The sequence below is a fragment of the Pseudoclavibacter sp. RFBG4 genome (assembly GCF_002931515.1).
GTDB lineage: Bacteria > Actinomycetota > Actinomycetes > Actinomycetales > Microbacteriaceae > Pseudoclavibacter.
The window spans coordinates 1-11,807 of the sequence record NZ_PSYC01000046.1 but is presented as its reverse complement, the minus strand read 5'-3'; the positions used below and the strand labels follow the sequence as shown (position 1 = coordinate 11,807).

At 70.8% G+C, this 11,807-nt stretch carries 10 protein-coding genes; 4 read left to right on the top strand and 6 right to left on the bottom strand.

Translation table 11 applies throughout. The features are described from left to right. Positions 1 to 154 precede the first annotated feature (154 nt). Both C5E10_RS16555 and C5E10_RS16550 read left to right on the top strand, forming a co-directional pair. Positions 155 to 670 (top strand): adenine phosphoribosyltransferase, encoded by a 516-nt coding sequence (locus C5E10_RS16555; RefSeq protein ID WP_104332571.1) that lies wholly within the window; start codon positions 155 to 157, stop codon positions 668 to 670. 70 nt (positions 671 to 740) lie between these two features. Then, positions 741 to 2,108 (top strand): amidohydrolase family protein, encoded by a 1,368-nt coding sequence (locus C5E10_RS16550; protein WP_104332570.1) that lies wholly within the window; start codon positions 741 to 743, stop codon positions 2,106 to 2,108. A 54-nt stretch (positions 2,109 to 2,162) separates the two neighbouring features. Here the strand turns inward: C5E10_RS16550 and C5E10_RS16545 are convergent, their stop codons facing one another. The 6 genes from C5E10_RS16545 to C5E10_RS16520 form a co-directional block, all read right to left on the bottom strand. Continuing rightward, positions 2,163 to 3,041, bottom strand: a complete 879-nt coding sequence (locus C5E10_RS16545) for an ABC transporter permease (protein WP_104332569.1) — start codon at positions 3,039 to 3,041, stop codon at positions 2,163 to 2,165. Continuing rightward, positions 3,038 to 3,853 carry an ABC transporter permease gene (locus tag C5E10_RS16540; RefSeq protein WP_258064018.1) on the bottom strand — a complete coding sequence of 272 codons (816 nt, stop codon included), beginning with the start codon at positions 3,851 to 3,853 and terminating at the stop codon, positions 3,038 to 3,040. The genes C5E10_RS16545 and C5E10_RS16540 overlap by 4 nt, the downstream gene beginning before the upstream one ends. After that, positions 3,850 to 4,674 (bottom strand): ABC transporter ATP-binding protein, encoded by an 825-nt coding sequence (locus tag C5E10_RS16535; protein ID WP_104244643.1) that lies wholly within the window; start codon positions 4,672 to 4,674, stop codon positions 3,850 to 3,852. Before C5E10_RS16535 ends, C5E10_RS16540 begins: the two co-directional genes overlap by 4 nt. A gap of 4 nt (positions 4,675 to 4,678) precedes the next feature. Beyond that, complete coding sequence (locus C5E10_RS16530; protein WP_104244641.1) at positions 4,679 to 5,770, bottom strand: ABC transporter substrate-binding protein; 1,092 nt, start codon at positions 5,768 to 5,770, stop codon at positions 4,679 to 4,681. 94 nt (positions 5,771 to 5,864) lie between these two features. After that, entirely contained in the window at positions 5,865 to 8,636 is a 2,772-nt protein-coding gene (locus C5E10_RS16525; protein WP_104332568.1) for a molybdopterin-dependent oxidoreductase, read from the bottom strand. Beyond that, complete coding sequence (locus C5E10_RS16520) at positions 8,633 to 9,460, bottom strand: FAD binding domain-containing protein (protein WP_104332567.1); 828 nt, start codon at positions 9,458 to 9,460, stop codon at positions 8,633 to 8,635. The genes C5E10_RS16525 and C5E10_RS16520 overlap by 4 nt, the downstream gene beginning before the upstream one ends. Before the next feature lie 168 nt (positions 9,461 to 9,628). On the opposite strand from C5E10_RS16520, the gene C5E10_RS16515 reads away from it, so the two are divergent. Together C5E10_RS16515 and C5E10_RS16510 are read left to right on the top strand one after the other, a co-directional pair. Then, positions 9,629 to 10,663 carry an XdhC family protein gene (locus C5E10_RS16515; RefSeq protein WP_104332566.1) on the top strand — a complete coding sequence of 345 codons (1,035 nt, stop codon included), beginning with the start codon at positions 9,629 to 9,631 and terminating at the stop codon, positions 10,661 to 10,663. A gap of 566 nt (positions 10,664 to 11,229) precedes the next feature. Next, a partial coding sequence (locus C5E10_RS16510) for an NTP transferase domain-containing protein (RefSeq protein WP_104332572.1) occupies positions 11,230 to 11,807 on the top strand: 578 nt, incomplete at its 3' end.

Genomic DNA, 11,807 nt, shown 5'->3' with positions numbered 1-11,807 from the left:
TCCCCACCCCGCCCAGGGCTGAGTTGTGGTCGTCAAGAGCGCTTCTGAGCGACCACAACTCAGCTCCGGACGGCTGGGCGCGGCGGCGACCACCGGGCGATCCTGCGCGCGTCCGTCGGGGCGGACTGATGCGGTGCGCACGTATCCTGGAGCCGTGACCCCAGAGCTCGCGCGCGCCGAGTCGCTCATCGCGACCATCCCGGACTTCCCCGAAGCGGGCATCCAGTTCCGTGACATCACCCCGCTCTTCGCCGACGGCGCCGCCCTGCGCACCGCCGTCGATGCCGTGATCGAGCCCTTCGCAGGCACCTTCGATGTCGTCGCGGGCGTCGAGGCGCGTGGGTTCCTGCTCGCAGGCGCCATCGCCAACGCCGCGGGCGTCGGCCTCATCCCCATCCGCAAGGCCGGGAAGCTGCCCCGCCCAGCGGCGTCGATCACGTACGACCTCGAATACGGGTCGGACAGCCTGGAGGCAGCACAGGACCTGCCGGCCGGCACCCGCGTCCTACTCGTCGACGACATCCTCGCAACGGGTGGCACCCTCCGTGCGGGCCAGGAGCTCCTCGAGCAGCTCGGCTACACGCTGATGGGCACCGCCGTCCTCATGGAGCTCGTCGACCTCGACGGGCAGCAGGTCGCCGGCCCAGTGCACAGCCTCTTCGAGGTCTGAGGCGCAACTCGCCCCGCGGCGCCTCCGAGCCGTGACAGGCCTGAAACATGGGCTGGCTAGCGTTGCGAGCATGTCCCTTCTTGTCACCCACGCGCGCCTCATCACGATCCCAACGGGCTCCACGGATGCCGGTTACCTCGAAGACGGATGGATGCTCGTCGAAGACGGCCGCATCGCCGCGATCGGAAGCGGGACGCCGTCCGTCACCGCCGACGAGACGATCGACGTGGCCGGCAGATTCGTCGCCCCCGGCTTCGTGTCGAGCCACTCGCATCTCTTCACGAGCGGCCTCAGGGGCCTCGGCGTCGCCGACACCCTCTACGGCTGGTGCGACTCCATGCTCGGCACGACCGCCCATATGACGCCGGAGCAGCTGTACTGGTCGACCCTGCACGGCTCGCTCGACTTCCTTTCCAACGGCGTCACGACCGCGTACAACTTCACCGACCCGTTGCAGGCGTGGGAGTCGATGATCGACGGGAAGCGAACGGGAACCGCGGGCATGCGCCCCCTCGAGTACCACTACCGCCAGGCGGACGGCACGCTCGATTCCGGCATCCGCTTCGTCGACGCCTCGGGGATGGATGCGACCATCGGCAGCGACGACGAGATCTTCGACAGGCTCCAGGCGGAGGTCGCCCACACGAGGGCCATGGACCCGGCGTACGCCCTCGGCTCGTCCATCATGGGCCAGGTGCAGTGGTCGCCTCGGACCGATGCCGCCGACCTCGAAGCCGAGGCCATGCGTCGCTTCGGCATCACGAACCAGGCGCACTTCCTCGAGTCGCCAGAGGCCGTCGAGCACCAGCAGTCGAAGTTCGCCCTGTACCGGGACGCTGGGGCCCTCGAGCTTGGCCTCATGTTCGGGCACTTCATCCAGACCACGCCGGAGATCATCGCCGAAGCCGCCGCTCGCGGGGCGAGCATGTCGTGGCAGCCGGCCTCGAACGGGCGGCTCGCCTCCGGCGTCGCGCTCGTGCCGGAGATGCTCGAGCTCGGCATGAAGGTCGGCGTCGGCCTCGACGACCAGGCCTGCACCGACGTGAGCGACCCGTGGCAGAACATGCGCATGGGCATCTACATGCAGCGCTCGCGCACGAAGGACCCCCTGTCGATGATGCCCGAGCTGATGCTGCGCCTCCACACGCTCGGCGGGGCCGAGATCATGGGAGTCGCCGACCGGGTCGGCTCGCTGGAGGTCGGCAAGTTCGCCGACTTCGTCATCGTCGACCCGCGCTCCCCCGACGTCGGGCCGCTCTGGCACCCCGTGCGGTCGTACGTGCTCGCGATGAGCCCGCGGAACCTCAAGGCCGTCTACGTGGGCGGTCAGCTCGTGAACCGCGACGGCGCATCTACGAACCCCCTCGCCGAGGAGGCATCGGCGAGGCTCCACGAGCTGCCGGCGGCGATCATCCCGCTGCGCGGCCACCCGCACTGAACGACGTCGCGGCCGGGAGGATGCTCCCGGCCGCGAGGTTCGAGCGAAGGCGGCTCAGCGCTGGGAGACGCCCATCCCCATGCGGTCGAGGACGATGTTCTCGACGATCTGCACCAGGTTGTACGACACCAGCGTGATGATGGTGATGAGCGCGATCGAGGTCCACAGCTCGGCGAACTGCGCCTGCGCGTTGAACTTCAGGATCGCCCCGCCGATGCCCGTCCCGGTCGAGAGCCATTCGGCGAGCAGCGCACCGGTCACGGCTCCCGGCACGGAGACCCGTGCGGCCGCGAAGATCGACGGGAGCGCCCCGGGCAGGTTGACCTTCGTGAGGCCGGCGAGCCGGCCGCCACCGAAGACGTGCACGACGTCGAGGCTCTCCTGGCTGGCACGGCTGAGGCCGAACAGCACGCTGGCGAGCGCTGGGAAGAGCACGACGATCGTCCCGATCACCGCCAAGGAGGCCGTGGTTCCTCGGCCGGTCATGAGGATGATGACGGGTGCGATGGAGACGAGCGGGATGGTGCGCAGCAGGAGCACAAGCGGCATGACGCCGGCCTCGATGGCTCTGGAGAGGCTGAAGGCGATCGCCAGGACGATGGCGACGGCCATGCCTGCGACGAAGCCGAGCGCCGAGTCCATGAGCGTCTGCCCCACGAGGGGGAACATCTGCGCGCGGTGCTCGGCGGCGTCCTCGCCCACGAACAGGAACTGCCACACGTCGAGCGGCCCCTTCGCGATGAACGAGGAGATGCCGGTGAGGCTCACCACCGCCTGCCAGAGCAGGAGGAGCACGAGCAGCGTGATGCCGGCGGAGCCCAGGGAGCGAAGCACCGTCTTCCGGAGCGCGCTGCGCCGCTCGCGCGCGATCCGCGTCTCGGCGGCGTGCTCGGCCGTCGTCGCTGTCTGCTTGTCCTGCACGATCACGGTCATCGCACTGCCTTCCCTGAGACCCACGGCGTGATGAAGCGGATGACCAGCCCGAAGAGCCCGTACGCGGCGAGCGCGAACACGGCGCACAGCAGGAACACCGACCAGACGCCGGCGGAGTCGAGCTGCCCCTGCAGGCGGATGAGGGTGGGGCCGACTCCCGCCGTGATGGAGCCGAGGTACTCGCCGAGCACGGCGCCGAGGAACGCCGAGGGGACAGCGATCTGGAGCGCGTTGAGGATGGCGGGCAGCGCGGCCACGAGACGGACCTTGCGCATCTGCATCCACGAGCCGCCGCCGAAGACGCGGACGACGTCGAGCGAGGCCTTGTCCGCGGACTTGAACCCGAGGATGGCGCCGACGACGGTCGTGAACACGCACACGAGGGCGGCGAGGAAGACGGCCGTCTCCGAGGGGTCGCCCGGGCTCTTCGCGCCGCCGAGCACCACGATGGAGATGCCGCCGACGGCGACGATCGGCAGGCAGTAGGTGACGACGGCGATCTGCGTGATGACGGTCTCCAGGCGGGGGAACACGAGCACGACGGTCGCCAGGAGCAGCGCGATGCCGTTGCCCCACACGTAGCCGATCGCCGCCGCGGTGACCGTCGGGGCGAAGACGCCCCAGGTGCCCGCGATGTTGCCCTGCACGAAGAGCCAGTCGATGACGGCGAGCGGTGAGGGCACCGGCGTGAAGCTCGTGCCCTCCTGCGGCCGGAACGCCGTCGCCGACGCCAGCCACCAGATCGCGACGAGGGCGGCCCCGCCGATGAGTGCGGCGAGCCAGCCTGGGATGCGCTCCCTCGCCACCGTCACGCCTCGGCTTCTGCGTGCCCGTGCACGCCGAACAGCAGCTCGGAAGCACGGTCGACCAGCGCGTGGAACTCGGGAGTGCGCATCATCTCCGGGGTGCGCGGCCGCGGCAGGTCGACCTCGATGATCTCCTGCACGCGACCGGGGCGGGCCGACATGACGGCGACCCGGTCGGCGAGGAAGATCGCCTCGCTGATGCCGTGCGTGACGAGCAGCGTCGTCGCGGGCTTCTCCGTCCAGATGCGCAGCAGCTCCAGGTTGAGGTTCTGCCGAGTCATGTCGTCGAGCGCTCCGAAGGGCTCGTCGAGCAGCAGCACCGACGGCTTGAGCACGAGGGCCCGCGCGATCGAGGCCCGCTGCCGCATGCCGCCGGAGAGCTGCGCCGGCTTCGCGTTCGCGAAGTCGCTGAGCCCCACGAGGGCGATCAGCTCATCCACGTACGCCTTGTCGACCGGTCGCCCCGCGACCTCGAACGGCAGCTCGATGTTCTTGCGGATGCTCCGCCAGGGAAGGAGCGCGTGGTCCTGGAAGGCGATCCCGAGCTCGCTGTTCGCGCGCAGCTGGTCGGGCGTCTGCCCGTCGACGAGCGCGCTGCCGGTCGTCGGGTGGTCGAGCGCGGCGAGGATGCGGAGGATCGTCGACTTGCCGCATCCGGAGGGGCCGAGCAGCGCCAGGAACGAGCCCTTGTCGGTGTGCAGGTCCGTGTCCTGCAGCGCCAGCAGCGACTTGCCGCCGCGCAGGTCGAAGGACTTGGACACTCCGGAGATCTGGATTCCGGTGCCGGTAGCGGCACCGGAATCCGTCGTTGTATCGGTGAGGGTCATGAGCTTAGGGCTGGTAGTTCTTCAGCTCGGGGTTCTCGGTGTAGATCTCGTCGAGAATCGTCGTGTCGAAGAGGTCGTCGACCTCGAGCTCCCACCCGGCGGCCGCGAGGGAGGCGATGGACTGGGCCTTGAGCTCGTCGGAGATGGTGAACAGGCCGTTCGCCTCCGTCTCCGGGGTCGAGATCAGCGCCGCCTGGGCTTCGAGGCCCGCCTTCACCTTGGCGGGGTCGAGCTCCCCGAAGGTGAGGTCGCCCGCTGCGGCCGAGGCGTTGTAGTGCTCGGTCACCTTCGTGACGGTGTCATCCGTCGGCTGCGTGAACGTGTCGGTCCAGCCCTTGATCTCGGCGATGAGGAACGCCTTCACGAGGTCGGGGTTCTCATCCAGGTACTGCTGGGTCACCGTGATCGCCTCGGCGACGTACGGCAGGCCGTTGTCGGCGTAGGCGAGGTTCGTGACCTCGTAGCCCTCCATCTCGACCGTGATGGCCTCGTTCGTCAGGTAGGCCATGAAGCCGTCGACCTCCCCGTTCATGAGGGGCGTCGGGTCGAAGTCGACAGGGACGACGGTGACCTGGTCTTCGTCGATGTCGTTCGCGGCGAGGAGCGCCTTGAAGACGGACGCGTTCGAGTCCTGCACGCCGATCTTCTTGCCGATCAGGTCCTGCGGCGTCGCGATGTTGCCCTTGTCGGTCAGCGAGAGCACCGTGAACGGGTTCTTCTGGAAGGTGGTGGCGACGATCTTCAGGGGCGCGTCCTGCTCGGCGACCGCGGCGCCGACGGAGGCGGCGTCGCTGAGAGCGAACTGCACCGACCCGGAGAGCAGCTTCGCGACGCCCGTGTCGGGGCCGGCGATGCCCTGCACCGCGGAGAACCCCGCCTCGTCGTAGTAGCCGTTGTCGTAGGCGTAGTACTCGCCCGCGAACTCCTCGTTCTTGATCCACGAGTACTGCACGCTGATCTCGCCGTGGTCGACGGATGCGCTCCCTGGGGATGTCTCGGATGCGGTGGGTGAGCACGCGGTGAGGGCAAGCGCGGCGGTGGCTGCGAGAGCGAGGGCCGCGGTGACGCGTCGGCGTGGTCTGGTGAGTGTGTGCATCGGATCTCCTTGACTGCAGTGGGCTGGGTCGTGTCTGCCGGTGTCTCGCCTGCTCAGCTCGTCCTGACACTCCCTAGCCGCGACACTAGGCAGTTCATATTTCGGGGACGGGGTCGTGGGTGTTACGGGCGTGATTCGCGATCCGCCAGACCCGGTCTCGGCTGAAGGGCTGCTCGAACGGGCGGCTGCCGATGGCGCGCGCGATGGCGTTCCCGATCGCGGGAGCGACGGGGTTGTACGGCGACTCGCTCATCGATTTCGCGCCGAACGGCCCGAGGTCGTCGCTCGTGTCGGCGAAGTACACCTCGGTGACGGGCACATCGGCGAACTGCGGCACCCGGTAGAGGCGGAAGACGGGGTTGGCGACGCGCCCCTCGTCGTCGAGCGTCACCTCCTCGTACAGCGCGCTGCCGAGACCCTGCGCGACACCTCCCTCGATCTGCCCGCGGCACTGGGCTGGGTTCATGACGTAGCCGGCGTCGGCGGCGTGCACCGACTGCAGGATGCGTACCGTTCCCGTCTCCGGGTCGACGGCCAGCCTGACGGCGTGCACGTTGAAGGCGAGCGAGCGTCGCGCGCCGAGCTCGCTGCCGTCTGCCGTGATCTCCCCGCCGTTCTCCTCGGCCGCCAGCTGCGCGAAGGTGACGAGCCCGGTGGGCGTCAGCACGCCGTCCGCGGTGAGCTCGCCGCCGTCCGGGGCCGACCCGGTGAGCTCTGCGGCCCGCTCCCGCATCCGCATCGCCAGGGTCAGGCAGGCGGCGTGCAGCGCCTTGCCCGCAACCGTGATGCCCGCCGATGCGAAGGCGCCCGTGTCGTGCTCGACCGCATCCGTGTCCGAGTTCCACAGCTCCAGCCGCTCGAAGCTCGTGCTCAGGTCTGTCGCCGCGATCTGCTTGAGCACGGTGGTCGTGCCGTTGCCGAACTCGGCCGTCCCCGTGCGCAGCAGGTACGTGCCGTCGGCCCGGAGCGTGGCCGTCGTGTGCGCGATGTGCCCGAACGGCGCCATGGTGGCGATCATCGCCGCCGCGACCCCCTCGCCGACGAGCCAGCCGGGCGGGGCCGCCTGGCCGTTGCCTCGGCGAAGCGCGTCCTGCGCCAGGTCGAGGCACTGGTCGAAGCCGTAGCTTCCCCACACGAGGTCGTCGTGCCCCGGATCGTCGCCCTCCCTGATGGCGTTGCGTCGGCGCAGCTCGAACGGGTCGATACCGAGCTTCTCGGCGAGCATGTCCATCGCCGATTCGACACCGAGGATCACCTGGCCGAGGCCGTAGCCGCGGAACGCACCGGACGGCACCGTGTTCGTGTACACGACCTCCGCATCCAGTCGCCGCAGCGGGACGCGGTAGATCGTCGTCGACTCGGCGAGGGAGTGGAAGAGGACGCCACGCGAGTGGTTGCCGTAGGCGCCGGTGTCGCTGAGCACGTCGAGCTGCATGGCCGTGAGCGCCCCATCCGCGTCCGCGCCGAGCGTCACCGACACCCGCATCGGGTGCCTGACGGCGGCGCGCTGGAACTCGTCGGTGCGCGAGAACTCGTAGGCGACGGGCCTGCCGGTCCTGAGCACCGCGAGCGCGACGAGATCCTCCGTGAAGATCTCCTGCTTGCCGCCGAACCCGCCGCCGAGCCGTGCCGCGAGCACCCGAACGCGGTCACGGTCCAGGTCGAAGAGGCGCGCGATCTCGTCGCGGGCGAGGAACGGCACCTGCGTGGAGGAGCGGATCACGAGGCGTCCGTCGTCGTCGAGCCAGCCGATCGAGCCGTGGGTCTCGAGCTGCGCGTGCGTGACGCGGGCCGTCTGCCACGTGCCGGAGACGGTGGCGGCGCTCGAGGCGAGCGCTTCGGCGACATCCGGTCCGGCGTGGACGCTCGTGATGACGTTGCGGGCGGCTTCGTCGACCCGCTCCTGCGCGGTGCGGTCCGGGTGCAGGAGCGGCGCCCCTGGCCTGCGGGCCTCTTCCGGGTCGAAGACCGCCGGCAGCAGCTCGTACTCGACGCGGACGAGGCGGCGCGCGGCGTCGGCCGCCTCACCGGTCTCCGCGACGACGGCCGCCACGCGCTGCCCGACGTGGCGCACCACGTGGTCGAGCAGGAGCGTGTCGTCCGGGTCGTCGGTGCGGTGCTCGTGGCGGGCCGAAGAGTACCTGAGCTGCGGCACGTCCTCGTGCGTGAAGATCTGCACGACCCCGGGCACGGCGAGGGCCTCCGCGGTGTCGATGCTCAGGATGCGCGCGTGCGCGTGCGGGCTCGTCACGACCCGCAAGGTCAGGGCATCAAGCGCCGGATGCCCGGGCGGCAGGTCGAACGTGAACGGCTCGAGGCCCTGCACGATGCGGCGCGCGGCCTCAGGGACGACGGAGTTGCCGACGGTCTGCGCCGTGGCCCGCGCTTCCGGGTCGGCGGCCTTGGGCGTTGCGCACGTCTGCGCGCAGGCGCCCGCGCGCACGGAACCGCAGATCGCCTCCCGGATGGGGCGGTAGCCCGTGCAGCGGCACAGGTTTCCCCTCATCCGCCTGTCGAACTCGCCCAGGTCGGCTTCACCGAGGGTCGACGCGGTCACGCTCATCCCCGGCGTGCAGAAGCCGCACTGGAAGCCGAACCCCTCAGCGAGCGCCTCCTGCACGGGATGCAGCTGATCGCCGGGTGCGAGGCCGGCCGCCGTCGTGACGCTGCGCCCCTCCGCCCGCATGGCCGGCACGATGCAGGAGTGCACGGGAGTGCCGTCGAGCAGGACCGAGCAGGCTCCGCAGTCACCGGCATCGCACCCCTTCTTCACCGTCGTGGAACCCGTCTCGCGCAACAGGGTCCGCAGGCATTGGCCCGCTCGCGGCTCGGCCGAGCGGTCTGTGCCGTCTACTTCGAACTTCACGCGAGTCCCTTCCGGATGCGCTCCGCCAGCACGATGCTCACGCCGCGGCGCCAATCTGCTGAGCCGAGCGGGTCGCTGTAGTAGCCGTCCGCGTCAGCGACGCGCGCGGCGAGGTCGGCTGCGCTCGGGAGGTGCGGGAACGCGAGCACGGTCGGGGTCTGCGTGGCTGCGGTGACCGTGAAGACGCTGCGGCCGGTCGGGTCGACCCGTCCCGTGACGACGGCGCCGGATCGGCCGTGCTCTGCGAGCGCGATCTTGAGGAGCAGCGCCCGCGAGCGCAGCGCGGCTGCGGGCAGGTGGATGCTGCGGAGCACGTCGCCCGACTGGAGGACGGTCGTCCCGTCCCCGGTCACGAGGTCCGCGACCGGCAGGCGCACTACCTCGGCTCCTCGCCAGATCTCGGCCTCCCCGTCGAGCGCGACGCACAGCGAGACCATGCCGGCCGCTGCGAACGCCCGGCAGATGTTGCCGCCGACGGTCGCCGTGTTCCAGATCTTGAACGACGCGAGGAGCGCATCCGCGGCGGCTGGCACAAGCGGGAGCGCCAGCCAGTCCTCCTGCGACGGAAGCGTGCCGGTGTCCCGTGCATCCTTCGCCCACGCGACCAGCGTCGCGATCGTGCAGATGGCCGAGATCCGGAGCCCATCGTCGTCGGCCTCGATATCGGGCCACCCCATGCCGGTCACGTCGACGAAGCCCGTCGTCGTCGGCTGCGGCTCGCTCATGAGCCACGTGCCGCCCGCCAGGATGGCCTCCCCGGGGGCGAGGCGCAGTTCCTCGCGGGTTCGTGCGACGCGGTACGAGCGCACCGTCGTGATGTCCATGGCCCTCCCGGTCGTGGCTCCGCGCCGTCGGTCGCTTGCTGGCGCGAGTGGATTCTCGGGAGTGAACCAGAACGCCGTTTCGGCGGTGTTTCGATCGTGGGTCGAGGATCGTGACGACCTTCACGTGCCCGCAACAGCCACGCAATGGGCCCGGCTTAGCGTTTCGTCATGCGTGGAATCCTGCCGATGGGCGCCGAGTGGGCGCGCCGAGGTCGACCGTTCGCGATGGCGACGCTCGTCGCCGTCAGCGGCAGCGCGCCCCGAGAGGTGGGCGCGAGCATGATCGTGTCGGCCGACGGCGAGGTGTTCGGCAACGTGTCCGGCGGATGCGTGGAGGGGGCCGTCTTCGAGCAGTGCCTGCTCGCGATCCAGAGCGGTGCCGCGAGCGTCGAGACCTTCGGGTACAGCTCGGCGGCGGCGTTCTCGGTCGGGCTGAGCTGCGGCGGAGTCATCGAGGTCCTGGTCCGCCCTGTCCTGCCGGGTAGCGCGGCGGCCGCTGACATGCTGCTGCTGGCGGAGCGTGAGGCGCGCGCGATGCCCGCGAGCTACACGCTGACGGTCGCCGGAGCCGACGTGGGCCGCGGCGTCATCGACCAGACATCGCCGCCCTCGTCGGGAGCCGTGACGATCGCCCTCGGCTCGCCGCCCCGGCTGATCATCGTGGGCGCGGTCGAGTTCGCCGTGGCGCTCTCCCGCATCGCGATCGCCGCGGGCATGCAGGTCACCGTCGTCGACCCGCGTGAGGTGTTCGCGACGACGGCCCGGTTCCCGGGCGCCGAGGTGGTTGTCGCCTGGCCGCACCGCTACCTGGAGACCGCGGAGGTGGACGCGCGCACCGCCGTGTGCGTGCTCACGCACGACCCGAAGTTCGACGTGCCCGCGCTGCGCGTCGCCTTGGCCTCTGCCGCCGGCTACGTCGGTGTCATGGGGAGCCGCCGGACCCACGAGGAGCGGCTCGAACGGCTCGAGCGGCTCGAGCCGCTCACCGACGCGTCGGCACCCGCCGCAGAGGCTGTGCCAGCCGAGCAGCTGGAGCGGCTGCGCTCGCCGATCGGGCTCGACCTGGGCGGGCGCTCCCCGGAGGAGACGGCCCTCTCGATCCTCGCCGAGATCGTCGCCGACCGGCACGGCGCATCCGGTCGCCGCCTGTCCGAGCTGTCGGGGCCGGTACACCGGCCGCTGGGAGCGCGCGTCGCCTCGTGAGCGGTGACGGGTGCGGGGTGCGGGGTGCGGAGCCACGGGCTTGGCGGGAGTTGTGCGCAGACCCGGGGTTTCTGCACCTGGGCTGGCGAATGCGGGTGGCGGAAGCACAGGTCTGCGGCGGGCCGCGGATGGCCAGGTCCGCGGCGGGACGCGGATGGCCAGGTCCGCGGCGGGACGCGGATGGCCAGGTCCGCGGCGGGACGCGGATGGACCCTGGGCTCAAGCCTGGGCTCGCAGCTGCGGGGGCCCGATCAGGCGCATCCGCCCCAGGCGCGCGGAAGACGGTGCGCGACTGAACGTGTGCGGAGTTGTCCTTGCGGCGGGCACCGGTCCGCGACACGGCGGAGGCGGCGACAGGCCCGCGACCCAAACCCGCGGCGAGACCCACCCGCACGCATCCGCCCCAGCCGCAAAGAATCCGGTGCGCAGATGAACGTGCGCGGGGTTGTCCTCGCGGCAGGCGCAGGATCGCGATTCGGCGGAGGCGCGAACAGACCTACCGCTCGAACCTGCGGCGAGCCCCACCCAGACGCATCCGCCCCATCCGCAAGGAATCCGGTGTGCAGATGAACGTGTGCGGAGTTGTCCTCGCGGCGGGCGCCGGGTCGCGATTCGGCGGGCCGAAGGCCCTGGCATCCCTGCCCGACGGCACACCCTGGGTGGCGCGGGCCGTGGAGACCTTGCTCGGGGCCGGATGCTCGGACGTGCTGGTCGCCCTGGGCGCACGTCGCTCAGAGGCGGCCGCGCTCGTACCGGCGATCGCGACGGTTGTACCCGTGCCGGAGTGGTCTGGAGGGCTCGCCGCCTCGGTCCGCGCCGCGCTGCACGCGGCCGCCATGACCGACGCGGACGCCGTCCTGCTCGTTCCCGTCGACACGCCCGACCTGTCGGTCGAGTCCTGCCGGAGGGTTCTCGGCACGGGTGGGGCACTCGCCCGGGCGACTTACCGCGGCGAGCCCGGGCATCCGGTGCTCATCGGGCGCACGCATTGGGCCGCCCTCGCATCGACGCTCGACGGTGACCGAGGCGCGGGCCGGTACCTGGCCGAGCAGGGTGCCGTCGTGGTGGAGTGCGGCGACCTGTGGCACGGCCGCGACATCGACGAGCCGCTCGCCCCCTCCCTCCGCGCCGCCCCCGCCCGGCC